We start from the raw sequence: 23989 nt of genomic DNA on the forward strand, positions 1-23989 counted from the left end.
AGTGCGAAAGCGAATTCAATCGCGCCGGAAAGCAAGCCCTGAACTGGCCGGTCCCGCCCTGAGCCATCGCGCGATGCATCACTGGCATAAATCCTTGCAATCAGAAATTTTGATTGGCGCAAGCGATTGGCCCAACGCTACCATCAACTGGTCCAGATTCTGATGAATCCGTCCGACGAGGAGCCTACGATGCCACAGAGAAACGACACCGCGATCTGGTCCGGGCTGTTCCGTATCTCCGCTGAGTCGGGCCAAACCCTGCAGGCGCAAATCCGCCAGGCTATCGTCGCCGCCATTCTCGACCGGCAGATCGCGGCCTCGATGCCGCTGCCATCATGCCGGATTCTCGCCGAAAAGCTGGGCGTGGCGCGCGGCACCGTGGTGCTGGCCTTCCAGCAGCTGGTCGACCAGGGCTTTCTGGTGGCGCGCGAGCGGCGCGGCCATTTCGTCAATCCGGAAGTGCTGGCCACTCCCGCCAAGCCGCACCAGAAGACGCCGGACAACGCCAACGAGATCGACTGGAAGGCGCGCCGGAAAATCGCGGCCAGCGATATGCCGCGCCCGGCCAAGCTCGATAACTGGATCAAGTCGTCCTACCCGTTTGTCTACGGCCAGTTCGACCCGGCGCTGTTTCCGACCGCGGAATGGCGCGAGTGCAACCGCATGGCGCTGGCGGTGCTGGAAATCCGCAACTGGGCGGCCGACATGGTCGATCGCGACGATCCGCTTTTGATCGAGCAGATCCAGGCCCGGCTGCTGCCGCGCCGCGGCATCTTCGCCAATCCGGACGAGATCATCATCACGCTCGGCGCGCAGAACGCGCTCTATATGCTCGCCAACCTGTTGATGAGCAAGGGTTCCAAAGTGGCGATGGAAGATCCGGGCTATCCGGACGCACGCAGCATCTTCAGGCTTGCCGGCGCCGATATAGCTCCGACACCGGTCGATGCGTCGGGCATCGTCACTTCGGCGATCCCGTCCGATGCCGGCTTCGTCTTCGTGACGCCGAGCCATCATTGCCCGACCATGGTGCCGCTCTCGGCGGAACGGCGGCAGGATATGCTCGCCCGCGCCAGCCGGCATAACCAGATCATCATCGAGGACGGCTACGACAGCCAATTGCTGGACGAGGCGCCGCAGCAGGCGCTGAAGAGCCTGGATCGCTCCGGCCGCGTCATCTATGTCGGCTCGATGTCGAAGACCCTGGCGCCGGGCCTGAGGCTTGGCTACATCGTCGCCTCGGCAGGCCTGATCTCCGAGTTGCGGGCGCTGCGTCGCTTCATGCTGCGCCATCCGCCCGCCAACAATCAGCGCGCGGTCGCCCTGTTCCTGTCGCTCGGCCACCATGAAGCCCTGGTGCGGCGGCTTTCGGCTGCCTTCGACGAACGCCGCAAGCGGCTGGTTCATGCGATTTCGGCGTTCCTGCCGGAATGGCGCTCGACGGATTCAGCCGGCGGCACGTCGCTCTGGCTTGAAGGTCCGCGCGGCACCGACTCGCGCAGCCTTGCCGAAGCGGCTGCATCACGCAGCGTGATCATCGAGCCGGGCGACCGCTTCTTCGACCAGGCCGACAAGCCGTCGCGCTTCATGCGGCTCGGCATCTCGTCGATCTCGCTTCAGCATATCGAGCCGGGCATACGCGAGCTTGCCACGGCCGCCGGAAGGCGTCCCGCCGCGGCCTGATTCCCGAACGCAAAGCTCCTGCTGCCACACCTTTCCGCTGGCATATCCGGCGGGAAGGCGTGGCCCATACACGCCGGCAACGGCCGCTGCATAGTCTCGCGAAAGTGGGGAACCGAAGCGGTCAAATCGGCGGGATTGAACCAGCCGTACCTGCTTCGCAAATGTGGAGCATCGGCATGTCGAGCGCCGTGGAAAAGCAGGATATCAGCCAGGATACGGGCGGCCAGGACAGCCGTTCCCGGCGCTCCGGGGGCCGGGAGGCGCGGCGCGCCATGCGGGCGGCTCCTCTGGCCGACGACGTGCGGCCGATCCGGCCAGGGTTGGAGGGCGGCAGGTACAAGCCATTGGGCCAGAATGATCTTGAGCGTATCCATGAGGCCGTGCTGACGCTGCTTGAAACCGTGGGTTTCGCAAACGCAATTCCAAGCTGCATCGAAGCCTGCACCCGGGTCGGGGTGATACTCGGCGAAGACCGCCTGCGCTTTCCGCGCGAACTCGTAATGTCGACGATCCGAAATGCGGCGCGCAACTTCACGCTGTGCGGACAGGATCCCCGGCACGATATGGTGATCCAGGGCAAGCGCGTGCATTACGGCACGGCGGGCGCGGCGGTGCATCTCGTCGACGTCGAAAAACGCGAATACCGCGAATCGCTGCTGCAGGATATTTACGACGCAGCGCGCATCGTGGATGGGCTGGACAACATCCATTTCTTCCAGCGGCCGATGGTGCCGCGCGATGTTCCCGACCCGCTCGATATGGATTTCAACACGCTCTACGCCTGCGTGATGGGCACGTCGAAACATGTCGGCACGTCCTTCACTGTCCGCGAGAACGTCGCGCCAGCATTGGAAATGCTTTATGCCATCGCAGGCGGCGAGGAGAATTTCCGCGCCCGGCCATTCGTTTCCAATTCGAACTGCTTCGTCGTGCCGCCGATGAAATTCGCCGAGGATGCCTGCGGCGTTCTCGAAGCCTGCGTGGAAGGCGGCATCCCGATCCTGCTGCTTTCCGCCGGCCAGGCCGGCGCCACGGCGCCGGCGGCGATCGCCGGCGCTGTGGTGCAGGCGGTAGCCGAAGTGCTGGCGGGCCTGGTCTATGTCAACGCGCTGAAACCCGGCCATCCGGCGATCTTCGGCACGTGGCCGTTCGTGTCCGACCTGCGCACCGGCGCGATGTCTGGCGGTTCGGCGGAGCAGGCGCTGCTGACCGCCGCCTGCGCGCAGATGGCGCAATTCTACGACCTGCCCGGCGGTTCGGCAGCCGGCATGGCGGATTCGAAGCTGCCAGACATCCAGTCGGGCTACGAAAAAGGCATTACCAACGTCATGGCCGGCCTTTCCGGCCTGAACCTCGTCTATGAATCGGCCGGCATGCATGCCTCGCTGCTCGGTTTCTGCCTGGAAAGCCTGATCATCGACAATGACATGCTGGGCCACTGCCAGCGCTGTGTGCGCGGCATCGAGGTGACGGACGCGGCGCTGTCGATCGACACGATCGCCGAAGTCTGCCTCAACGGCCCCGGCCACTATCTCGGCAACGAGCAAACGCTGCGATTGATGCAGACGGAATATTTCTATCCCGCCATAGGCGACCGCTTTTCCCCGAAGGAATGGAACGAGAAGGGCAAGCCCGACATCCTCAGCAGAGCCATTGCCGAGAAGAAGCGCATCCTCGCCGAACGTTTTCCGCGTCATGTACCGAAGGCGATCGACGACCGCCTGCGGGTCAAGTTCGGCGAAATGATCAAATTGCCGCGGAGCGGCATGGGCTGCTGAAACCGGCGATTATCTCACTGTATGTGCTCTGACTTTGGCTGCGATCCGCGGGCCTTGCGCCTGACGACTTCCTCATAGGCGGCCTGCAATTTCGCGCGGACCGGGGTCGCCCCGGCATATTCGGGGGCAGGCGGCTGCCCGAGGTGCTCCTCGCGCAGTTCCGACATGAACTGCTCCCACATAGCCGGCCCGCCTTCCTCCAACAATTTCGCGCGGATGCTCAGTTCCTCGCTGACGGGCAGCCATCTGCTGCCCCAGGCGCCGAGATTCGCCATGATCGGCACCAGCGAGATGGACATCTCGGTCAGGCTGTAGATCGCCTTCTGCTTGTGGGTAGGGTCGTCAGCCTTGGTCAGCATTCCCTGCTCGACGAGCATTTTCAGGCGGTCGGCCAGGATATTGGACGAGATCGCCTCCTCCGAGCGCAACATCTCGCGAAAATGCCTTTTTCCGCCAAAAATCATGTCGCGAAGGATGAGCAGGGACCATTTGTCGCCGAACACTTCGACCGAGAGATTGATCGGGCACCCCGACCGGTGATCCGCATCCATTTTCACACCCGCAAAAACCAGTTGCATTGTCGAACCAGTTTTAATATAGTGCAGCTGCTTGCAAAACACAAGCGCTTAACGGCGCTGCCAGACACGTAAGGCGGAACTTGCCGTTGACATCCACGACTCAATGGTTAAGCAATGACTTTACTATCGGGTTGGTGCGGACAAATCGAAACCAGGAAAACAGGCATCCGATGGCTCTCAAACTTTACTACCACCCTCTCGCCTCCTTCTGCTGGAAGGCGCTGATCGCGCTTTATGAGACCGGCACGCCGTTCGAGCCGCGCCTGGTCGATCTCGGCGATCCGGATGCCCGCGCGCAATTCCTGAAGCTTTGGCCGATCGGCAAGTTTCCCGTGCTGCGCGACGAGGCGAAGGGCCTCACGATTCCGGAATCGACGATCATCATCGAGTATCTGGCGCGGCATCATCCCGGCGAGGCGACGCTGCTGCCTATGGATCACGAGCTTGCCTGGCGCACGCGCCTCAAGGACCGGTTCTATGACCTCTACGTACACGAGCCGATGCAGAAGATCGTGACCGACAGGCTGCGCCCGGCCGGAAGAAACGATCCGCACGGCGTCGAACTTGCGCGCGCTCAGCTTACGACCTCCTACGCCATGATTGAGCGCGAGATGGCGGAGCGGAACTGGGCCGTGGGCGACAACTTCGGCATGGCCGATTGCGCGGCCGCGCCGGCGCTGTTCTACGCCAATAAGGTTGCGCCTTTCGGCGGCGGCCATCCGCACGTGGCGCGCTATCTGGGCCGGCTGAAAGAGCGGCTCTCCTTTGCCCGGGTGCTGGAGGAAGCAAAACCCTATTTCAAGATGTTCCCCGAACAGAACGCCAGCTGAGAGAATCAGGGCCATGCTCCATCAGCCCGACCAGCTTGACCTGATGTTCCAGGCGCTCGCCGATCCCGGCCGGCGGCTGATGGTGGAGCGGCTGTCCAAAGGGCCGGCATCGGTGAGCCAGCTTGCCGAACCGCTGGACATGTCGCTCTCGGCAGTCGTTCAGCACCTGCAGGTTCTCGAGGCAAGCGGGCTGGTTCGCACCGAAAAGGTGGGGCGAGTACGCACCTGCACGATCGAGCCGAAGGCGCTCGGCCAGGCCGAGAAATGGATCACAGACCGGCGGACCCAATGGGAGCGCCGCCTCGACCGGCTCGGCGAATACCTCGCCGGGCAATCCGACAAACCAACCAGATGAGAGAGAAAATCATGACAGAACGTTCCGTAACGCACGCCACCTTCGTCATCGAACGCGTCTACGACGCCGCACCGGAAAAGGTATTCGCCGCCTGCGCCGATCCGGTCGCAAAGCGCCGCTGGTTCGTGGAAGGCGAAGGCTGGCACATCGACAAGTTCGAGATGGATTTCCGGCCTGGCGGTATCGAGACCAGCGTGTTCCGTTTCGGCGACGGCCCAGCCGGGCGCAACGACACGGTCTACCTGGATATTGTGGAAAACCGTCGCATCGTCAGCGCCTACACCATGACCATCGGCGGCAACCGCATCTCGGCCTCGCTCGCCACGATCGAGTTCGAACCCGCCGGCGCCGACACACGCCTGACCTACACCGAGCAGGGCGCGTTCCTCGACGGCCACGACAACGCCGCGCAGCGCGAGGCGGGCTGCCGTGAACTTTTCGAAGCGCTTGCGGCCGAGCTCGGCCGGCAGGCAGTGGCCTGAACGGGAGGACTGACAATGCAGAAACTGACGGGAATGAAACTCCACCAGGGCGACGGCCCGAACTCCTACCGGGTACGCATCTTCCTGGCCGAAAAGGGCATCGAGGTTCCGATGGTCCGGGTCGATTTCGAAAAGATGGAGCACCGCTCTCCGGAATTCCTCAAACTGAACTCGCTCGGCCAGATCCCGGTGCTCGAACTCGACGACGGCACGGTGATCACCGAGAGCGTCGCCATCTGCCGCTATTTCGAGGCGCTCCATCCAACCCCGCCGCTGTTTGGCGCGAGCGCCGTCGAACAGGGCAAGGTCGAGATGTGGAACCGGCGCGTGGAGATCGAGATCTTCGGCACGATCGGCAATGTGGCGCTCCACACCCTGGAGTTCTTCAAGCATCGGCTGACGCAGTTTCCTGCCTTCGCCGAAACCCAGCGCGAGCTGCTGCCGCACAAATGGGAATGGCTCGACCGCGAAATGGCCGATGGCCGTCCCTTCATCGCCGGCGACAAATTTTCCGTGGCCGACATCACCGGCATGACGGTCTCCTGGTTGGGCGAAGTCTTCGGCATGCCTGTGCCGGAGGGCCTGCCCAATGTCGGACCTTGGCATGAGCGCGTCCGGGCGCGGCCGAGCTGGAACGCGTAGCCTGGGCTGCAACCTCGCCGTCTTCGCCGCCAACATCCGAGGAGAAAAGCCATGACCGAACGCTCTGTGAACCACGCCACCATCGTCATCGAGCGCGTTTACGACGCCACGCCGGCCCAGGTGTTCGCCGCCTGGTCCGATCCTGAGGCCCTGCTGCGCTGGGGCAATCCGGGCGGCGACTGGGATGTCGCCTATGACCGGTTCGACTTTCGGGTGGGCGGCGGCGACGTCAGCCGTTTCGGCCCGAAAGGCACGGAGGCCTATGTCAACGAAACCCAATATCTGGATATCGTGCCGGACGAGCGGATCATCTCCGCCGGTTCGATGACCCACGGCGAAAACCGACTTTTCGCTGGAATTTTGACCGTAGAGTTCTTCGCAGCAGGCGCCGGATGCCGAATGGTGATCACCGAACAGGGCGCGTTCCTCGACGGCCACGATCTGCCGGAAAACCATGAAGCGGGCTGGAACACCATGCTCGATAACCTCGCCGAAGAACTCCGCCGCGACGCGCCGCCGCCTGATCGGAGATAGGGCGTCGGCGCATTGCCACGAGGGACAGTCTCTTTTCCGCCCACGCAAAACCCTTCACTGCCGCGGCCTTTCCGCGGAAAAGTAAACTGTCCACATCTCTCCTTTGCCACGCCCCGTTGCCGGTCTGGCCATTGTCCTTCGAGGCTCGCTTCGCTCGCACCTTGGGGTGAGGGCGGCGAAGGTCGGGAAGCGGGGCGCTTGGCCGAGCCTTCCGAAACTAAAATACGTGGCGCGACTTCCGCGCCCCGCCGGCGATTTCTGTCCCCGCCCGTTCCGCTGCGCGCGACCGGCTGTGACGACGCTTCAGCCCTTGCGGGCTTGGCGCCATCGCGGCGATGGCTCTTCACCATCGCCTTCACCGGTCCCGCCTCCGTGCTCGTCCAGCACGCCGGGACCGTAGTGTCCCGAGGGGAACCCTTGGACGGAGCCTCTCCGGCCCCATGGCTTCGTCGGCCATGGAACGGAAGCGCCGGTCCTTCCCCGCTTTCGAACGACTCCGGAGCGTTCCCGGCAGGAAGGACGATGCGGATTATGCAGGAGGAAAAAAGGGTGTGGACAAGAATATTTTGCGAACGGAAGCCGAGCCATCGAAAGATTACCGAACCACGTCACGGCGCGGCGGGTTCAATTTCATCAATGCCGAGCGGCAGGCGAACGCAAGGCAATGAGTTCAGCTCAAGCGAGGCCGTATCAAAGCACTTTGATCAGCGCAGCCTTCCATTTTCTAAGCCCGCGGGAACGAGAAGGATTGACCCTGCGGAAATTCGTTTGGGCCCGTCGAATTCACGCCCATGACCCAAAGCAGACTTATCGCTGGCAGTCCGCCCCTACACGTCAGGTCGCCACTTCGTCCTGACCCAGCTGGATCAGCGCCCTCGCCGCAGCTTTCCCCGCCGCGAGCATGCGATCCGATAATTCCGTCCCTTTCACTGCGCGGGCCAGTTGCAGCGAGCCGATGAGCGTCGCAAAGACACCCAGTGCCACGCCGTCCGGATCCTTGGCCTGGGGAAGTGCGGCAGACAACTGGCGCACCAAAGACAGTAAGTGGTCGGTGTAGACTTCGCGCGTTTCGGATGGCTGGCGCGCGAGCTCCGGCAGCAGCGCGGCAGACGCGCAGCCCTTTCCCGGATTGTCCCGGTGCTCGGCTGACAGATACGCCTCTATAGCCATCTCCGGTCCACCGGAGCCCAGTGCTTCCGCAAGTTGCTGCGACTGGAGCTCCATAGCTGCCACCACGCTTTCACGCACAAGCTCCGCCTTTGAGTGAAAGTGCGGATAGAACGCCCCGTTCGTAAGTCCGGCGTCGCCCATGATGGTTGCCAGTCCGGACGCAGCTATGCCGTCACTCCGAAAACGGTCGGCGGCAACCTCCATGATCCGGCCGCGTGACGCGTCCTTTCGGCCCTTTTCGTAGCGCATGGCTGCTATTCCTTTCTGCTATTGCATTATGAGCATAATGTGATATTATCATCATAATTCAATAACTGGAAAAAAGCTAGCCCTCACGATTTTGGAGCACGAAATGAAGACGCATTCAGGAAAGACCGCGCTCGTGACCGGAGCCTCCTCCGGCATCGGCCGAGCCAGCGCCGAGGCACTGGCGCGGGCAGGGTTTACGGTATTCGGGACAAGTCGCCGCGCGGTCGGCAACGACCCAGACGGAGTGACTATGCTGGTTTGCGACGTAACCGACGGCGCGGCCGTCGCTGCGCTCGTTTCGACGGTGCTCTCGCAGACCGGCCGGATCGATCTGCTGGTCAACAATGCCGGTATCGGCATGCTTGGAGGCGCCGAGGAATCCTCGGTCGCGCAGGTGCAAGCCCTGTTCGACGTCAATCTGTTCGGCGTCATGCGGATGACCAATGCCGTGTTGCCTTCGATGCGAAGGCACGGCGAAGGGCGCATCATCAACATCGGCTCGATTCTGGGATTGGTGCCCGCGCCGTATTCCGCTCACTATTCGGCGGTCAAGCACGCGCTCGAGGGCTACTCGGAATCGCTCGACCACGAGGTGCGTGCCTTCAACATTCGCGTTTCCGTCATCGAGCCGGCATACGTCCGCACCGTCTTCGACCAGAACGGGATTGAGCCGGATTCCCTGTTGAAAGAATACGATCGGGCACGAGCCGGGGTCGGCGCGCTCCTTCGCGATGTGATGCCCAAAGCCGATCGGCCCGAAGTGGTGGCGGAAGTGGTCGTCAAGGCCGCGACCGATGCCCGTCCGCGACGGCGCTACACCGCCGGCAAGGCTGCGCGGCAGGTCAGCCTCCTGCGCCGCTTTGCCCCCGCCGAGATGTTCGACAAGAGTTTGCGCAAGCAGTTCCGCCTGCCGGCCTGAACAACAGCGAGGCAGATTTCACGCACATGCGACTAGCAACCACAAAACAATTGGCCAAGCCCTACAGGACGGAGTGCCAAGCATGACGTTCAATCAGTCGCCCCGTTCACGGGCATTGTTCCAGGACGCGCCAACTCGCTCTGTCGATGTCGGCGGCACGGCATTTGTCTACCGGGACGTCGGGCCCAAGACGGGCGTGCCGGTGATCCTGCTCAACCATCTCGCTGCTCAGCTGGACAATTTTGATCCGCGCATCGTCGATGGCCTAGCTGCGACCCGGCGGGTGATTGCCTTCGACAATCGCGGCATCGGTGCTTCGGGTGGCAAAACTCCGTCGACCATTCCCGAGATGGCGCGGGATGCGGTCGCCTTTGTCCGGGCGCTGGGGTTCGAGGAAGTCGACCTCTTCGGCTTCTCGCTCGGCGGCTTCGTGGCGCAGGAAATTGTGCTGACCGAGCCTAAGCTTGTGCGCAAACTCATCCTGGCTGGAACGGGGCCCGCCGGTGGGGAAGGCATCGACAAGGTGACGCCGCTGACGATCGTGGATATGATCAAGGGCGCGCTGACTTTTCGGGATCCGAAATATTATCTCTTCTTCACAAGGACGCCGAACGGCCGCCGTGCCGCGAAGGCATTTTTGGAACGGCTGAAAGAGCGCCGGACCAACCGGGACAAGGCGATATCGCTGAGCGCGTTCCGCGCGCAACTCAAAGCGATCAAGGCCTACGGACTGCAGGCGCCGCAAGATCTGAGCGCCATCCGCGTTCCTACTTTGGTTGCGAATGGCGACCAGGACAGGATGGTGCCGAGCAGCAATACCTACGATCTCGCCCGGCGTATCCCGGCGGCGCATCTGGTTATCTACCCGGATGCCGGGCATGGCGGGGTATTTCAGAACTTCGCCGATTTCGTCCCGAAAGCTCTGTCCTTCCTCGAGGCTGAGGCCTTCCCGCAGGGCGGCTATGCAGCTGAAAACGTTCGGCTTGTTTCGTCCCGAAACACCAACAGACATTCTTAGAAAGTAACTGCCATGAAGGCATTCGTTGTCGATAAGTATAATAAAAAGGGCATTCTGCGGCTGGCCGAGATGCCGGAACCGGAGCTTCAGGACCACGATGTCTTGGTCGAGGTCCATGCTGCAGGGGTGAATCTGCTGGATTCGAAGATCAGAACAGGCGAATTTAAACTCATCCTTCCCTATCGCCGCCCCTTCATCCTGGGCCACGATGTGGCCGGGATGGTGATCCGGGTTGGATCAAAAGTCCGCAAATTCAAGCCCGGTGACGAAGTCTACGCGCGGCCGCGCGATGGCCGGATAGGAACGTTCGCCGAATTCATCGCCATCAATGAAGCCGACGTCGCCCTGAAGCCCAAGAACCTCAGCATGGAAGAGGCGGCCTCGATCCCGCTGGTCGGTCTGACTGCCTGGCAGACGCTCGTCGAAAGGGCAAAGCTGAAGAAGGGACAGAAGGTCTTCATTCAGGCTGGCTCCGGCGGCGTGGGAACATTCGCCATCCAACTGGCAAAGCAGCTCGGCGCGACCGTTGCGACAACAGCGAGCGCAGCGAGTGCCGATCTGGTCAAGGGTCTCGGCGCCGACGTCGTCGTAGACTACAGGAAAGATGACTTCGAGAAAGTCCTGTCGGGCTACGATGTCGTCTTGAACAGCCAGGACGCCAGAACGCTTGAAAAATCCCTGAAGGTGCTGAAACCGGGTGGGAAGCTCATCTCCATTTCAGGTCCGCCGGATCCTGAATTTGCCCGGGAAAAGCGACTGAACCTGGTGCTGAGGTTGATACTGCGCCTATTGAGCCGCGGTATTCGGAGCAAGGCCAAGCGCACGGGTGTCAGCTATTCGTTCCTTTTCATGTGGGCGCAGGGTGATCAGCTGAGCAAAATCACGTCCCTCATGGAATCCGGAGCGATCCGCCCGGTTGTCGATCGGGTCTTTCCATTTGAAGCGACCAATGAGGCTCTGGCTTACGTCGAAACAGGACGTGCCAAGGGCAAGGTCGTCATCAAGGTCAGATAGCAATTTCCTTGCCTTTACAGGAAAGCAAGACGGCCTCGCTCGATGTCGCCCATGGCGCGACCAAGCCGGTCGGCGCTTCGGCTCGAATTTGTACAGTCAAGGAGCGCCCTAGTTCGCAATCGGGTGGAAAGTTCACGTTGCCGCCGCCGATTTGAGCGCGCAGAAAGCGGTACAAAGCGGTACAAAGCCGAACTTGCTCATTGCCCGGATTTGATCATTTCACGCACTTTGGTGGCCTTCTCGAAGTGATTCAGAGCATGAGTCTTGATCCACCATTCTGCGGCTTCCATCAGCAGATCAGGATCATCATTCCTGTTCGCGAAAAACGCATAGAATGAAAGGCCGACGCCTTCGCCCTTCTTCGCGATTTTCTCATCGCAGACGGAAATAGCTTTTGCGCTCAGGGCCGGTCTCATAGCTGCCTCCTATCGTATGAGCGCAGTCGGGTAGCATGTCTTGTTCGCTATAGGAATTGACCGTAATGGGCTCAATCGGGCTGTTTGTTGTGCTTGGCAGAGTCCCACACTCATACCTGTCGTCCAGGTCGGCGACCTGGGCGTCCAGCCTTGGTCCACGCATCGCCGTTCCCGTCCCGCTCTACCCCCCTCAGTTCCCTGCGCAGGATCTTGCCCACCGGCGTCTTCGGCAGTTCGGTGCGGAACTCGATGAATTTCGGCCGCTTGTAGCCGGTCAGGTTCTGCTTGCAGTAGGCGAGCAGGATCTCCTCGGTCAGGCCGGCGTCCTTCTTGACGACGAACAGTTTCGGCACCTCGCCGGAATGCTCGTCTGGCACGCCGATCGCCGCGACCTCCAGCACGCCCGGATGCGCCGCCACCACCTCTTCCAGCTCGTTCGGATAGACGTTGAAGCCGGAAACCAGGATCATATCCTTCTTGCGGTCGACAACTTTCACATAGCCGTTCTCGTCCATGAAGCCCATGTCGCCGGATTTGAAGAAGCCGTCGGGCGTCATCACCTTGGCGGTCTCGTCCGGACGATTCCAGTATCCGGCCATGACCTGCGGGCCCTTGATGCAGATCTCGCCGACCTCGCCGAGCGGCAGGTCGTTGCCGTCATCGTCGCGTATGGCGATCTCGGTCGAGGGCAGCGGCAGGCCGATCGTGCCGGTGAACTGGATGCTGCTGACCTTGTTGGCGGTCGCCACCGGCGAGGTTTCCGAAAGGCCGTAGCCTTCAGTGATGTTGCAGCCGGTGAGCTTCTGCCATCGCTCGGCGACTGACTTCTGCACCGCCATGCCGCCGCCCAGCGTCAGGATCAGCGGCTTGAAGTCGAGCTTGCGGAAATCCTCGTTGTTCAAGAGCGCGTTGAACAGCGTGTTCAGGCCGGGGAAGATGTGGAAGGGCTTCTTCTGCAGTTCCTTGACGAAGGCCGGAATGTCGCGCGGGTTGGGGATGAGGAGGTTGTGGCCACCTTGCTGGATGCCCATCAGCGCGTTCACGGTGAGCGCGAAGATATGGTAGAGCGGCAGCGCGCAAACATAGTTGAGATTGGCCGGCCGCGGCTTCACCGTGTAGGCGTCCTCCACCCACAAGGCCATCTGCGCGACATTGGCGAGGACATTGCCGTGGGTGAGGGTCGCGCCCTTGGAGACGCCGGTCGTGCCGCCCGTGTATTGCAGGAAGGCGATGTCGCTCGCCTCGACCTTGGCGGGCTTGAAGGTCATGGCGGCGCCCGCTTTCAGCGCGGTGTTGAACGGCGTGTGGCCGGGCAGCGACCAGGCCGGCACCATCTTCTTCACCCGGCGCACGACCAGATTGACGATCATGCCTTTCAGCCCGCCGAGCAGGTCGCCCATCGTCGCGACCACCACATGCTTGACCTTGGTCTTGGCGATCACCGCCTGCAGCGTGGTGGCGAAGTTCTCCAGGATGACGATCGCCTCGGCGCCCGAATCCTTGAGCTGATGCTCGAGCTCGCGCGGTGTGTAGAGCGGGTTGATGTTGACCACCGTGTAGCCGGCGCGAAGGATGCCGATCATCGCCACCGGATATTGCAGCACGTTCGGCATCATGATGGCGACGCGCGCGCCCTTGGCGAGGCCCTTCGACTGCAGCCACGCGCCGAACTGGTTCGACAGGCCCTCCAGATCGGCATAGGTGATGGTCTTGCCCATGCAGGTGAAGGCCGGCCGGCCGGCGTATTTCCTTGCGGCTTCGGTGGCGAGATCGCCGATCGAGGCGACGGCGAGCGGCGCGATCTCGGCCGGAATGTCCTTCGGGTAGCTTTTGAGCCACGGCTTGCTGGCGCCGGTAGGCAGGGCCGACGTCGCCTTCGGCATTGCGGGCGCAGGCTTTGCGGCAGCCGACTTACCAGCGGTTTTGGCGGGCGCAGATTTTACCGCGGCGGTCTTCGCCGCTGATTTCGCGGGCGCAGCTTTTGCCGCGGCGGCGGGTTTCGCGGGCGCAGCCTTTACAGCCGGCTTGGATGCAGCGGCCTTGGCAGCCGGCTGCTTGGATGCGGCAGGCTTCGTGGTTGATTTCGCAGCCGCGGACTTCGACGGCTTGGCTGTTGCAGATTTTGCTGCCGGCTTGGCTACATTCTTGGCGGTCGACTTCGTTGCCGGCTTCGATGCGGCGGGCTTCGAGGCCTTGGCTGCCGCTGGTTTTGCGGTTGCGCTTTTCGCTCCGGCGACAGCCGGTTTGGCAGTTGCTTTTGCCTGCTCGGCAGGAGCCGCCTTGGCTGGCTTTGTCGTGCCGGTCTTTGTTGGCGTTGCCGGGCTGGATGACGCCTCTGCCGGTTTCGCTTTCGGCGCTGCCGTCTTGTTCGTTGTCTTAGCCAATTGTGCCTCCCTCGTGTTTCCGTCGCCGGATTTTATCGTCTGCAGCCGCCCCCTCGCAGCTGTTTTGCCCGCCGGGCGAATGCCGCCAAATCGAGCCAAAAGCGATTGTGCCGACTATGTATTGTGACAATGCGGCGGCGCGCAAGCCTTGCCTCTGCGTCAGCTTCGGGATGATTTTTCTTGTGGAGCGGCGTCTGAACAGCCGCAGCCAAGTATCGCTGTCGCCCCAGCGAAAATAAGCGCCTGCGCAAAGCCTTGGCGTCTCCAACCAGTCTGCAAAGGACCAACCAGAAAGAAAATCCGGAAATTCACTATCCGGAGGCAAAAAAATCTCGTTACCAAGCGGAATGCAAACGGGGAGTTCCAAAGCCCGATAAACGGTGCTTATATGCGCCCTCACGAGCCCGCCTGAAAAGGGCTTGGAACAATCTCAGGGGAGTAATCATGAAAAAGAAAACTGATCTTCGCGGCCGCGCTTATGGCTGCGACCGTGCTGAGCGGCGCGGCGAGCGCAAAGACGTTCGTCTATTGCTCGGAAGGATCGCCGGAAGGCTTCGATCCCGGGCTCTACACGGCCGGCACCACTTTCGACGCTGCTGCGCATACCGTTTACAATCGACTGCTCGAATTCAAGCCCGGGACGACCGAAGCCGTTCCCGGCCTGGCGGAAAGCTGGGAGATTTCCGACGACGGCCTGCAATACACCTTCAAGCTGCGTCCGGGCGTCAAGTTCCAGACCACCGAATTCTTCACGCCGACCCGTGATTTGAACGCCGACGACGTGGTGTTCTCCTATGAGCGCCAGCTCAAGGCGGACCATCCGTGGAACAAATACGTCCCCGGCACTGCCTGGGAATATTTCAGCGGCATGGGCTTTCCCGACCTGATCGCCTCGATCGAGAAGGTCGACGACATGACGGTGAAGTTCACGCTGAAGCAGAAGGAGGCGCCGTTCCTCGCCAATGTGGCAATGCCCTTCGCCTCCATCATGTCGAAGGAATATGCCGACAAGCTCGAAGCCGACGGCAAGATGAACCAGTTGAACCAGATGCCGCTCGGCACCGGCCCGTTCGCCTTCGTCGCCTACCAGCAGGATGCGGCGATCCGCTACAAGGCCCATCCGGACTACTGGAACGGCAAGCAGAAGATCGACGATCTGGTGTTTGCCATCACCACCGACGCTGCCGTGCGCTACCAGAAGCTGAAGGCCGGCGAATGCCACCTGATGCCCTACCCGAACGCGGCCGACGTCGAAGCCATGAAGGCCGACCCGGCGCTTAAGGTGATGGAGCAGGAAGGCCTGAACGTCGCCTACCTCGCCTACAACTCCACGCAGGCCCCGTTCGACAAGCCGGAGGTCCGCAAGGCGCTGAATATGGCGATCAACAAGCAGGCGATCGTCGATTCCGTCTTCCAGGGGCAGGCGACGCCGGCCAAGAACCCGATCCCGCCAACGATGTGGTCGTACAACGACGCGGTCGAGGACGACAAATACGATCCGGAAGCGGCCAAGAAGATGCTCGAGGATGCCGGCGTCAAGGATCTGTCGATGAAGGTCTGGGCGATGCCCGTCGCCCGTCCCTACATGCTGAACGCACGCCGCGCCGCCGAGCTCATCCAGTCGGATTTCGCAAAGGTCGGCGTCAAGGTCGAGATCGTCTCCTATGAATGGGCCGAATATCTCGAGCGCTCCAAGGCCAAGGACCGCGACGGGGCGGTGATCCTCGGCTGGACCGGCGACAACGGCGATCCGGACAACTTCCTGCACACGCTGCTCGGCTGTGCTGCCGTCGGCGGCAACAACCGCGCCCAGTGGTGCAACGAGGAGTTCGACAAATTGGTGAACCAGGCCAAGACCACGACGGACCAGGCCGAGCGCACCAAGCTTTACGAAGAGGCGCAGGTCGTCTTCAAGCGCGAAGCTCCGTGGGCGACGCTGGACCATTCGCTGTCGGTCGTGCCGATGCGCAAGGAAGTTCAGGGCTTTGTACAGAGCCCGCTTGGCGATTTCGCCTTCGACGGTGTTGACCTCGCCGAGTAACACCAACTAGAAGACCCGGAATTGGGGGCGCTTGTCATGCAAGCGCCCCCAAGCACATTTTGTGCTATCTTCCCCGTGGTCTCGGAAAACCCACCGAAGGTCTGATATGCTCCGGTTTCTTCTGGGGCGGCTCGCCGTCCTGATCCCGACATTCATCGGGGTCTCCATCATCGCATTTTCCTTCATCAGGTTGCTGCCCGGCGATCCGGTGGCGCTGCTGTCGGGCGAGCGGGTGATGTCGCCCGAGCGCCATGCCCAGATCACGCACGAACTCGGCTACGACCGGCCTATCGTCATCCAGTATCTCGACTATTTGTGGGGCGTGCTGACCGGCGACATGGGCACCTCGATCGTCACCAAGCAGCCGGTGCTCGAGCAATTCCTGACGCTGTTTCCGGCGACGCTGGAACTCTCCATCTGCGCCATCATCGTGGCCGTCGTGCTCGGCATTCCGGCGGGCATATTCGCTGCTCTCAAGCGCGGGACTTTCTTCGACCAGAGCATCATGGGGACCGCACTTGTCGGCTATTCCATGCCTATCTTCTGGTGGGGCCTGCTGCTGATCATTTTGTTTTCCGGCATATTGCAGTGGACGCCGGTGTCCGGCCGTATCTCGCTGCTCTATTATTTTCCGTCGGTCACCGGCTTCATGCTGATAGACTCGCTGCTTTCCGGACAGGAAGGCGCATTCAAGTCGGCGCTCAGCCACCTGATCCTGCCGACAATCGTGCTCGCTACCATTCCGCTCGCCGTCATCGCCCGCCAGACCCGTTCAGCGATGCTCGAAGTTCTCGGTGAGGATTATGTGCGCACGGCCCGCGCCAAGGGACTGCCGCCGTTCCGCGTCATCGGCGTGCATGCGCTGCGCAACGCAATGATCCCGGTCATCACCACGATCGGCCTGCAGGTCGGCGTGCTGCTTGCCGGCGCGATCCTGACGGAAACCATCTTCTCCTGGCCGGGTATCGGCAAATGGATGGTGGATTCGGTGTTCCGGCGCGACTATCCGGTCATCCAGGCGGGCCTGCTGATGATCGCGGGCATCATCATGATCGTCAATCTCATCGTTGATCTGCTCTACGGCCTGATCAACCCGCGCATCCGGCACTGAGGAGGAGCGGACCATGGCAGACACAACGGCCATCGAGAACATCTCGCTCGACCCATCCCGCCGCGCCCGGCTCGCGGAATTCTGGTACTATTTCTCCGAAAACCGCGGCGCCGTGATCGGACTGTGGATCTTCGTAGCCCTGGTCGTCATCGCGCTTCTGGCGCCGCTCATCGCGCCGCATCTGCCCTATGCGCAGTATCGCGACGCGACGCTGTTACCGCCATTCTGGCAGGAAGGCGGCCGCGCCGCCTTTCCGCTCGGCACCGACGCGGTCGGCCGCGACATGCTTTCGCGGCTGCTGTTCGGCGCGCGCTATTCGCTTTTCATCGGCGTCTTCGTCACAACCATCGCGCTGGTGGGCGGCATCATAATCGGAGTCGTCGCCGGCTATTTCGGCGGCTGGATCGACACCGTGATCATGCGCATCATGGACATCATCCTGGCGTTTCCGTCGCTGCTGCTCGCGCTGGTGCTGGTGGCCGTGCTCGGGCCCGGGCTGACCAACGCCATGATCGCCATCGCGCTGGTGCTGCAGCCGCATTTCGTGCGCCTGACGCGTGCGGCCGTGATGTCGGAAAAGGGCCGTGAATACGTCACCGCGGCAAGGGTGGCCGGCGCCGGCCCGCTGCGCCTGATGTTCAGGACCATCCTGCCCAACTGCATGGCGCCGCTGATCGTGCAGGCGACGCTATCGTTCTCCAACGCTATCCTCGACGCGGCCGCCCTCGGCTTCCTCGGCATGGGCGCACAGCCGCCGACGCCTGAATGGGGCACGATGCTTGCCGAAGCGCGTGAGTTCATCCTGCGCGCATGGTGGGTCGTCACCTTCCCGGGCCTTGCGATCCTGATCACCGTGCTGGCGATCAACCTGATGGGCGATGGCCTGCGCGACGCGCTCGATCCGAAACTGAAGAGGTCGTGAGCGATGGCTTTGCTTGAAATAGAAAACCTCGTCGTCGAATTCGCCACGGCCAGCGGGCCGTTCCGGGCCGTCGACGGCGTGTCGCTGTCGGTGGAGCAGCGCGAGGTGCTGGCGATCGTGGGCGAGAGCGGTTCCGGCAAATCCGTCTCCATGCTCGCCGTCATGGGCCTGCTGCCGTGGACGGCCAAGGTGACGGCCGACCGCATGATCTTCGCCGGCACCGATCTGCTGAAGCTCAGCGACGCCGAGCGCCGCAAGATGGTCGGCAAGGACATGGCGATGATTTTCCAGGAGCCGATGGCGAGCCTGAATCCCTGCTTCACCGTGGGCTTCCAGATCGAGGAGGTGCTGCGCGTCCATATGGGCATGGACCGCGCCCGGCGCCGCGCCCGCGCCATCGAACTGCTCAAGCAGGTCGGCATTCCCGACCCCGAGGACCGGCTCGGCCATTTTCCTCACCAGATGTCGGGCGGCCAGTGCCAGCGCGTCATGATCGCGATCGCGATTGCCTGCAACCCGAAGCTCCTGATCGCCGATGAGCCGACCACGGCCCTCGACGTGACCATCCAGAAGCAGATCCTCGACCTCCTGATGCGGCTGCAGGCCGAGCACGGCATGGGCCTGATCATGATCACCCACAATATGGGCGTCGTGGCCGAGACCGCAGACCGCGTCATCGTCCAGTACAAGGGCAGGAAGATGGAGGAGGCGGACGTGCTGTCGCTGTTCGAGAGGCCGAAGAGCAACTACACCAAGGCGCTGCTTTCGGCGCTGCCGGAAAACGCCACCGGCGACCGGCTGCCGACCATCGCCGACTATGTCGCCGAAGAAGCCCCCGCGGGAGCTATCCAATGACCGAGAAAGTTTTGGAAGCCCGAAACATAGTCCGCGACTACCATGTCGGCGGCGGTATTTTCGGCAAGTCGCGCACCCTTCGCGCGGTCAAGGGCGTCAGCTTCTCGGTGGAGAAGGGCAAGACGCTGGCGATCGTCGGCGAGAGCGGCTGCGGCAAGTCCACGCTGGCCCGCATCATCACGCTGATCGACGCGCCGACCGAGGGCGAACTCTTCATCGAGGGCAAGAAGGTCGATATCGCCAGGCATGGCCTCACGCCTGAAATGCGCAGGAAGGTGCAGATCATCTTCCAGAACCCCTACGGCTCGCTCAACCCGCGCCAGAAGATCGGCGACGTCCTCGGTGAGCCGCTGCTGATCAACACCAGCAAATCCGCCGCCGAACGGCGCGACCTCGCCATGAACATGCTGTTGAAGGTCGGGCTGGAGGCAAAGCACTTCAACCGCTACCCCCATATGTTTTCCGGTGGCCAGCGCCAGCGCATCGCCATCGCCCGCGCGCTGATGCTCAATCCGAGCCTGCTTGTGCTGGACGAGCCGGTCTCGGCGCTCGACCTTTCGGTGCAGGCGCAGGTGCTGAACCTGCTAGCCGACCTGCAGGACGAGTTCCAACTGACCTACGTGTTCATCAGCCACGACCTCTCGGTGGTGAAGTACATCGCCGACGACGTGATGGTGATGTATTACGGCGAAGCGGTCGAATATGGCAGCCGCGACGCGGTGTTTTCGAACCCGCAGCACGACTACACCAAGACGCTGTTCGCCGCGACGCCGCGCGCCGACGTGGCAAGCATCAAGGCAAGGCTGGCGAAGAAGGCGGCCTGAGCCACGCCAAAGTGATGCCAGCCGTTGCTAATGGTGCAGATCGATCATGTGCTTCGGTTCCGGCAGGACCGCTGACCGAATTGTCGGGCGCTCGATCATCCGGTGCACCCGAGGCGGCTCGGCCCCGCTGTGCAGCCGCCTGATACGGTCGGTGACAATGGCATCGGCATGGGTCATCCGGCGGTTGTGGCGCACATATTCGAGCCAGGTCGGCGTGTGGTAGGTCTCCATCCAGCTTTCCGGGTTCTCCAGATCGCGCGCCAGCGTCCATTGCCGCGCGCCGTCGCGGCGGCGAATGCGCCTGCGTTCCGTCATCACTTCGAGGAATTCGGCCGTGTCCTCGTCCTTAATGATGTATTCAATCATAACCACGATCGGGCCGCTGCGTGGCTGCACGTCGAGAGCAAGAGGTGGCTCCTTGAAGCGGTTGAGCGGGTCGAGGTTGAGTGACGTCTGGTCGGGCAAGGTGAACCGCCAGAGCCCGAGCGCCGCGCCTGCGACCATCAGAACGGCTGACGCGAGCAGCGCATTGCCGGGGCCGTACTCGTCCGCCGCCACGCCCCAGATCCAGCTGCCCAGCGCCATGCCGCCGAAGGTGGCCGTCTGGTAGAGCGACAGCGCGCGCCCAACCACCCAGCGCGGCGTCGACAATTGCACCGTGACATTGAAGAGCGACAGCGCGATCACCCAGTTTGCCCCGCCGATCGCCAGCGCGGCCGAAGTAAGCCACGGATAGGTGCTGAGGCCCGCGGTTGCGGCGCAGACGGCAAAGCCGATGAATGCGACGCGGACGCACCATTCCGTCGAAAGCACCTGCCTCAGCCGCGCACTGACCAGCGCGCCGCCGACAGCTCCGGCGCCGAATGCCCCGAGCAGAATGCCGTAGAGCAGGGGGCCGCCATCGATCAGATCGCGCGCGACGAGCGGCAGCAGCGCCAGAACCGAGATCGCCGTGAAGCCGAAGACGAAGCCGCGCAGCAGCACTTTTTCGATATTGGGCGACATCGCGACGTAGCGCAGGCCCGCCGCCATTGCCGGCCCTATCGTCTCGCGCGGCAGCGCATTCGGCGGGATCGCCGCCTTCCAGCGGCCAAGAACGAACAGCAGCGCCAGATAGCTGAACGCATTGACCGCGAATGCCGCGGCCGCGCCGGCCGCAGCCACGATTGCGCCGCCGATCGCCGGGCCGACGCTGCGCGTCAGGTTGAAGCCCATGCTGTTCAAGGCGACGGCCGAGGGCAGGTCGGTGCGCGGCACCATGTCGCCCACCGAGGCCTGCCACGACGGATTGTTGAGCGCCGTTCCACAGCCGATGAGAAACGTGAAGGTGAGCAGCACCCAAGGCGTGAGCAGCCCGAGATAGGCGGCGACGGTAAGGGCGATTGATATGACGAGCATAAAGCTCTGCGCCACCAGCATCACCCTTCGCCGGTCGAAATTGTCGGCGATCGCGCCCGACGGCAGGGACAGAAGCATGATGGGCAGCGCCGTCGACGCCTGCACCAGCGCCACCATGTTGGCCGAGTCCGAGATGGCGGTCATCATCCAGGCGGCACCAACGCCCTGGATCAATGATCCGAAATTCGACGCCAGGCTCGCGACCCACACGTAGCGGAAGATGTCGTGCCGGAACGGGGCCAATGGCGAGATGCGTTCAGTCACGGGACCAGACTTTCATCGACTTGAACGAGCCTGCGTGTCCGGTTGCCTCGGCGGCACCATCGCCTCTACCTGTGCGGAGATGGCAGCCACGATGACGACCTGATTGACATCAAGGGATGGCACATCGAAGGTGAGGTGTACAGGCGAAGCGGGCAGGCGGTTTGCCTGACTTTCATCGGCCTCGATGTAGGAATTATACGCCTCCGGAGGGCAGGAACCTGCGCCCGCCCGCCACAAATGCATTGACCTCCACCTTGAATGGAACGGTGTCTTGGTAAGGCGAGATCTCGAATGCGCCGTTCTTGGGAATTATTTCTTGCCAACCCTCACGCGCATCCTCGCAGATGACGCGCTTTGTTCCATACATGGTGCTGCAGTGCTGAAAAACCTCGTGAGCGGCATCGATCACCGGCGTATCCGTTCCAATCGGCACACAAATCGACGAGGAAAACGCGGTGCTGGTAAACTCCAATGACATCGAAGGAAACAGCTCGATGCTGTCCGGTTTTACAGGGAAGCGTGACGATGCTCATTACCGTCCTCCTTGCAAAGTGTCGCGGCGGTTGCACTACAACCTTCGGTTCAGAGGGGCGAAATAGCAACAGATTTACGAAAAGCTTACGCCCACTTCCATCCGGAGGCGGCACAAAATCGGCTTTGCGTTCGATTGCGCCACCTCGGTACCATATTGGTACCACGAACTGCCGACGCGTCTATTGCGACCATCTTCGCCAGAGGTAACGAGTTGTTTTTGCTTAGATTCTTGGTGCCGCTTAGGTGACTCGAACACCTGACCCCATCATTACGAATGATGTGCTCTACCAACTGAGCTAAAGCGGCAGCCGTGGTCGCGACGTGGCGGCGCGGCCGGATGTGCGCCTGATAGCTTCATTGCGCGGCGAATTCAAGCGGCGTCGCACGCAAATCGCAGGCATGGTCCGGAAGTGGCGGACGCGCAATGCTGGCGCGCCGAATGTCGGATGCTTTAGGTTGATTGATTGCGCCGCTGCGGCTAACGATCATGGAGAGCCGGCCGCATCGTGGGGATAACGGATTGGACGCGATTGAAAAGGCGATCCGTAACGCCTTCGAGAAGGGAAATGCCGACGACCGGGCGTTCCGCGAAAAGGTCTATCGTTCGGCCTTTGCCGCGCTCGATCGCGCCCTGCAGGCAAATCCCAGCCTGACGGTGGAGGTGGCGATCAACCGCCGCAAGTCGCTGCAGGCCAAGATTACCGAAATCGAATCCGAATTCCAGCCGGCGGCGCCCGCGGCAAGTGCTGCGCCTGAGCCTGTGGCGACAGTCGCGCCCGAGCCCGTCGCCGGCCCTGCTGCGGAACGCGCGGCGGCTGGCGATGTCGCGCCGGAGCCCAGGGTCGACAGCGCTCGGGAGCCTGCGGCGAGCGCCGCGCCGGAACCGACGGTTGCCGCTGGGACCGGCAGCGAGCCGACCTTTGACGTCAGCGTCGAGCCGGAGCGTCAAGAGGGGGCTGAGCCCTCGGCAAGAGCGCCCGAAGTGTCGCTCGATTGGCGCGTGGAGCCGCACGATGCCCCGCCGACACCCGACATCAGCGGCGCGCGCACTCCGACGCTCGCCGGCGATGCGGCCGGCGAGGTCGCGCCCGACCGCGACGAGCGCCGCGCCCGCCGCCGTCTGCCATTCGCGCAGATGTTCCTCGCCGCCACCGTGCTCGCCGCCATCGGCATAGGCGGCTGGTGGGCGTTCCAGACCGGCCTTCTGAAAACGCCGGCCGAACGCGACACGACCGTGCCCAACCCGCCGGCGACGGTCGAGAGCGAGGATTTCATTCCCGAGGCGGAAGCGCCGACGTTGCTGCCCGGCCAGGCCGACGCGGAGCGCAGCTGGATCACCGTGTTCTCGCCGGACAACGCCGCGCAGGTCGCCGCCCCTGCCGACACCAGCGCCGAAGTGATGGAAGACGATACCGGCAGCTTCCTGCGCATCCGCTCCGGCACCTCGGGTTCGGCGATCGTCTTCGATATCGGCCAGGGCGTCCTGGAACAGATCGCCGGGAAGAAGGCGACCTTCGACATCGTCGCCCGCGCCGAAGAGGGCCAGGAAACCGAAATGTCGGTCGACTGCAATTTCGGCGAGCTGGGCGATTGCGGCCGCAAACGCTACGCGGTCGGCTACCAGCGCGGCGACTATCTGTTCGAGCTCGATTTCCCGAACGCCAATCCGGGCTCTGGCGGCACCATCGCCATCAACTCCGACTTTTCGAACCAGGGCAAGGCCGTCGACATTTATGAGATCAGGGTGTCGGTGGCGGAGTAGGTGTGCGTCCTTCGACAGGCTCAGGATGAGGACCGTGGGTGCTGATCTCAGCCAGTTAAATTGGCGCTATTCTTAGCTTTGCTGCCCACAATGGTGGCGGAGTAGGTGTGCGTCCTTCGACAGGCTCAGGATGAGGACCGTGGGTGATGACATCAGCCGGTTGGCGCTGTCCGTGGCTTGCCGCCGCCCGTCAATAGTAAGGAGTAGGGGCGTGCGTCCTTCGACA

General features: G+C 62.4%; 23 protein-coding genes and 1 tRNA gene. 17 read left to right on the forward strand and 7 right to left on the reverse strand.

What is annotated here, in order from left to right; genetic code table 11:
* The first annotated feature begins 189 nt into the window (after positions 1 to 189).
* Positions 190 to 1683, forward strand: coding sequence for a PLP-dependent aminotransferase family protein (locus tag ACG873_RS29330; RefSeq protein ID WP_394889343.1), 1494 nt, complete (start codon positions 190 to 192; stop codon positions 1681 to 1683).
* Positions 1684 to 1859: 176 nt separating this feature from the next.
* Positions 1860 to 3461 (forward strand): trimethylamine methyltransferase family protein, encoded by a 1602-nt coding sequence (locus ACG873_RS29335; protein ID WP_394889344.1) that lies wholly within the window; start codon positions 1860 to 1862, stop codon positions 3459 to 3461.
* A 14-nt stretch (positions 3462 to 3475) separates the two neighbouring features.
* On the opposite strand, the gene ACG873_RS29340 is transcribed toward ACG873_RS29335, so the two are convergent.
* Positions 3476 to 4012, reverse strand: coding sequence for a winged helix-turn-helix transcriptional regulator (locus ACG873_RS29340; protein WP_394889345.1), 537 nt, complete (start codon positions 4010 to 4012; stop codon positions 3476 to 3478).
* Between the two features lie 197 nt (positions 4013 to 4209).
* Between ACG873_RS29340 and ACG873_RS29345 the strand changes: the two genes are divergently transcribed.
* From ACG873_RS29345 to ACG873_RS29365, 5 genes are read left to right on the forward strand one after another with little or no spacing between them, the layout of a single operon-like run.
* Positions 4210 to 4869: a glutathione S-transferase family protein gene (locus tag ACG873_RS29345; RefSeq protein ID WP_394889346.1), complete on the forward strand. Its 660-nt coding sequence runs from the start codon at positions 4210 to 4212 to the stop codon at positions 4867 to 4869.
* A gap of 13 nt (positions 4870 to 4882) precedes the next feature.
* Positions 4883 to 5224 carry an ArsR/SmtB family transcription factor gene (locus tag ACG873_RS29350; RefSeq protein WP_394889347.1) on the forward strand — a complete coding sequence of 114 codons (342 nt, stop codon included), beginning with the start codon at positions 4883 to 4885 and terminating at the stop codon, positions 5222 to 5224.
* Positions 5225 to 5235: 11 nt separating this feature from the next.
* Positions 5236 to 5706, forward strand: a complete 471-nt coding sequence (locus ACG873_RS29355; protein WP_394889348.1) for an SRPBCC family protein — start codon at positions 5236 to 5238, stop codon at positions 5704 to 5706.
* 15 nt (positions 5707 to 5721) lie between these two features.
* A complete protein-coding gene (locus ACG873_RS29360) occupies positions 5722 to 6348 on the forward strand; it encodes a glutathione S-transferase family protein (protein ID WP_394889349.1) in 627 nt (208 codons plus the stop codon).
* 51 nt (positions 6349 to 6399) lie between these two features.
* Entirely contained in the window at positions 6400 to 6882 is a 483-nt protein-coding gene (locus ACG873_RS29365) for an SRPBCC family protein (protein WP_394889350.1), read from the forward strand.
* 834 nt (positions 6883 to 7716) lie between these two features.
* On the opposite strand, the gene ACG873_RS29370 is transcribed toward ACG873_RS29365, so the two are convergent.
* Entirely contained in the window at positions 7717 to 8301 is a 585-nt protein-coding gene (locus ACG873_RS29370) for a TetR/AcrR family transcriptional regulator (RefSeq protein WP_394889351.1), read from the reverse strand.
* A 103-nt stretch (positions 8302 to 8404) separates the two neighbouring features.
* On the opposite strand from ACG873_RS29370, the gene ACG873_RS29375 reads away from it, so the two are divergent.
* The 3 genes from ACG873_RS29375 (at position 8405) to ACG873_RS29385 (ending at position 11252) form a co-directional block, all read left to right on the forward strand.
* Positions 8405 to 9220 carry an oxidoreductase gene (locus ACG873_RS29375; protein ID WP_394889353.1) on the forward strand — a complete coding sequence of 272 codons (816 nt, stop codon included), beginning with the start codon at positions 8405 to 8407 and terminating at the stop codon, positions 9218 to 9220.
* 82 nt (positions 9221 to 9302) lie between these two features.
* Positions 9303 to 10238, forward strand: coding sequence for an alpha/beta fold hydrolase (locus ACG873_RS29380; RefSeq protein ID WP_394889354.1), 936 nt, complete (start codon positions 9303 to 9305; stop codon positions 10236 to 10238).
* A 12-nt stretch (positions 10239 to 10250) separates the two neighbouring features.
* Positions 10251 to 11252 (forward strand): NADP-dependent oxidoreductase, encoded by a 1002-nt coding sequence (locus ACG873_RS29385; protein WP_394889356.1) that lies wholly within the window; start codon positions 10251 to 10253, stop codon positions 11250 to 11252.
* 197 nt (positions 11253 to 11449) lie between these two features.
* Here the strand turns inward: ACG873_RS29385 and ACG873_RS29390 are convergent, their stop codons facing one another.
* Positions 11450 to 11668, reverse strand: a complete 219-nt coding sequence (locus ACG873_RS29390; RefSeq protein WP_394889357.1) for a DUF6500 family protein — start codon at positions 11666 to 11668, stop codon at positions 11450 to 11452.
* Between the two features lie 110 nt (positions 11669 to 11778).
* On the reverse strand, positions 11779 to 13551 hold the full coding sequence (locus ACG873_RS29395) for a long-chain fatty acid--CoA ligase (protein WP_394889358.1): 1773 nt from the start codon (positions 13549 to 13551) through the stop codon (positions 11779 to 11781).
* On the opposite strand from ACG873_RS29395, the gene ACG873_RS29400 reads away from it, so the two are divergent.
* From ACG873_RS29400 to ACG873_RS29425, 6 genes are all read left to right on the forward strand, one after another.
* Positions 13511 to 14179, forward strand: coding sequence for a hypothetical protein (locus tag ACG873_RS29400; RefSeq protein ID WP_394889359.1), 669 nt, complete (start codon positions 13511 to 13513; stop codon positions 14177 to 14179). The two genes, ACG873_RS29395 and ACG873_RS29400, sit on opposite strands and share 41 nt — an antisense overlap.
* A 351-nt stretch (positions 14180 to 14530) precedes the next feature.
* Complete coding sequence (locus ACG873_RS29405) at positions 14531 to 16093, forward strand: ABC transporter substrate-binding protein (protein ID WP_394889361.1); 1563 nt, start codon at positions 14531 to 14533, stop codon at positions 16091 to 16093.
* 106 nt (positions 16094 to 16199) lie between these two features.
* Positions 16200 to 17204: an ABC transporter permease subunit gene (locus tag ACG873_RS29410; RefSeq protein ID WP_008840656.1), complete on the forward strand. Its 1005-nt coding sequence runs from the start codon at positions 16200 to 16202 to the stop codon at positions 17202 to 17204.
* 13 nt (positions 17205 to 17217) lie between these two features.
* A complete protein-coding gene (locus ACG873_RS29415) occupies positions 17218 to 18126 on the forward strand; it encodes an ABC transporter permease subunit (RefSeq protein ID WP_394889362.1) in 909 nt (302 codons plus the stop codon).
* Positions 18127 to 18129: 3 nt separating this feature from the next.
* On the forward strand, positions 18130 to 18981 hold the full coding sequence (locus ACG873_RS29420) for an ABC transporter ATP-binding protein (RefSeq protein WP_394889364.1): 852 nt from the start codon (positions 18130 to 18132) through the stop codon (positions 18979 to 18981).
* The gene (locus ACG873_RS29425; RefSeq protein WP_394889365.1) at positions 18978 to 19805 is read left to right on the forward strand and encodes an ABC transporter ATP-binding protein; all 828 of its coding nucleotides are present in this window, start codon (positions 18978 to 18980) and stop codon (positions 19803 to 19805) included. Before ACG873_RS29420 ends, ACG873_RS29425 begins: the two co-directional genes overlap by 4 nt.
* A gap of 27 nt (positions 19806 to 19832) precedes the next feature.
* On the opposite strand, the gene ACG873_RS29430 is transcribed toward ACG873_RS29425, so the two are convergent.
* The 3 genes from ACG873_RS29430 to ACG873_RS29440 all read right to left on the reverse strand — a co-directional run bounded on the left by ACG873_RS29430 (position 19833) and on the right by ACG873_RS29440 (position 22307).
* On the reverse strand, positions 19833 to 21467 hold the full coding sequence (locus tag ACG873_RS29430) for an MFS transporter (protein ID WP_394889366.1): 1635 nt from the start codon (positions 21465 to 21467) through the stop codon (positions 19833 to 19835).
* Between the two features lie 193 nt (positions 21468 to 21660).
* Entirely contained in the window at positions 21661 to 21945 is a 285-nt protein-coding gene (locus ACG873_RS29435; protein ID WP_394889367.1) for a hypothetical protein, read from the reverse strand.
* A gap of 286 nt (positions 21946 to 22231) precedes the next feature.
* Positions 22232 to 22307: transfer RNA gene (locus tag ACG873_RS29440), tRNA-Thr, on the reverse strand.
* 214 nt (positions 22308 to 22521) lie between these two features.
* On the opposite strand from ACG873_RS29440, the gene ACG873_RS29445 reads away from it, so the two are divergent.
* Positions 22522 to 23763, forward strand: coding sequence for a hypothetical protein (locus ACG873_RS29445; protein ID WP_394889368.1), 1242 nt, complete (start codon positions 22522 to 22524; stop codon positions 23761 to 23763).
* The last annotated feature ends 226 nt before the right edge of the window (positions 23764 to 23989 follow it).

It is taken from the genome of Allomesorhizobium aridi (genome assembly GCF_043769475.1).
GTDB lineage: Bacteria > Pseudomonadota > Alphaproteobacteria > Rhizobiales > Rhizobiaceae > Allomesorhizobium.

Coding starts and splice junctions, on each gene's coding strand:
- ACG873_RS29420 (WP_394889364.1), top strand. CDS start 18,130: ATGGCTTTGCTTGAAATAGAAAACCTCGTCGTCGAATTCGCCACGGCC.
- ACG873_RS29435 (WP_394889367.1), bottom strand. CDS start 21,945: ATGTCATTGGAGTTTACCAGCACCGCGTTTTCCTCGTCGATTTGTGTG.
- ACG873_RS29375 (WP_394889353.1), top strand. CDS start 8,405: ATGAAGACGCATTCAGGAAAGACCGCGCTCGTGACCGGAGCCTCCTCC.
- ACG873_RS29405 (WP_394889361.1), top strand. CDS start 14,531: ATGGCTGCGACCGTGCTGAGCGGCGCGGCGAGCGCAAAGACGTTCGTC.
- ACG873_RS29385 (WP_394889356.1), top strand. CDS start 10,251: ATGAAGGCATTCGTTGTCGATAAGTATAATAAAAAGGGCATTCTGCGG.
- ACG873_RS29395 (WP_394889358.1), bottom strand. CDS start 13,551: ATGCCGAAGGCGACGTCGGCCCTGCCTACCGGCGCCAGCAAGCCGTGG.
- ACG873_RS29360 (WP_394889349.1), top strand. CDS start 5,722: ATGCAGAAACTGACGGGAATGAAACTCCACCAGGGCGACGGCCCGAAC.
- ACG873_RS29370 (WP_394889351.1), bottom strand. CDS start 8,301: ATGCGCTACGAAAAGGGCCGAAAGGACGCGTCACGCGGCCGGATCATG.
- ACG873_RS29410 (WP_008840656.1), top strand. CDS start 16,200: ATGCTCCGGTTTCTTCTGGGGCGGCTCGCCGTCCTGATCCCGACATTC.
- ACG873_RS29390 (WP_394889357.1), bottom strand. CDS start 11,668: ATGAGACCGGCCCTGAGCGCAAAAGCTATTTCCGTCTGCGATGAGAAA.
- ACG873_RS29340 (WP_394889345.1), bottom strand. CDS start 4,012: ATGGATGCGGATCACCGGTCGGGGTGCCCGATCAATCTCTCGGTCGAA.
- ACG873_RS29330 (WP_394889343.1), top strand. CDS start 190: ATGCCACAGAGAAACGACACCGCGATCTGGTCCGGGCTGTTCCGTATC.
- ACG873_RS29335 (WP_394889344.1), top strand. CDS start 1,860: ATGTCGAGCGCCGTGGAAAAGCAGGATATCAGCCAGGATACGGGCGGC.
- ACG873_RS29380 (WP_394889354.1), top strand. CDS start 9,303: ATGACGTTCAATCAGTCGCCCCGTTCACGGGCATTGTTCCAGGACGCG.
- ACG873_RS29345 (WP_394889346.1), top strand. CDS start 4,210: ATGGCTCTCAAACTTTACTACCACCCTCTCGCCTCCTTCTGCTGGAAG.
- ACG873_RS29415 (WP_394889362.1), top strand. CDS start 17,218: ATGGCAGACACAACGGCCATCGAGAACATCTCGCTCGACCCATCCCGC.
- ACG873_RS29350 (WP_394889347.1), top strand. CDS start 4,883: ATGCTCCATCAGCCCGACCAGCTTGACCTGATGTTCCAGGCGCTCGCC.
- ACG873_RS29425 (WP_394889365.1), top strand. CDS start 18,978: ATGACCGAGAAAGTTTTGGAAGCCCGAAACATAGTCCGCGACTACCAT.
- ACG873_RS29355 (WP_394889348.1), top strand. CDS start 5,236: ATGACAGAACGTTCCGTAACGCACGCCACCTTCGTCATCGAACGCGTC.
- ACG873_RS29365 (WP_394889350.1), top strand. CDS start 6,400: ATGACCGAACGCTCTGTGAACCACGCCACCATCGTCATCGAGCGCGTT.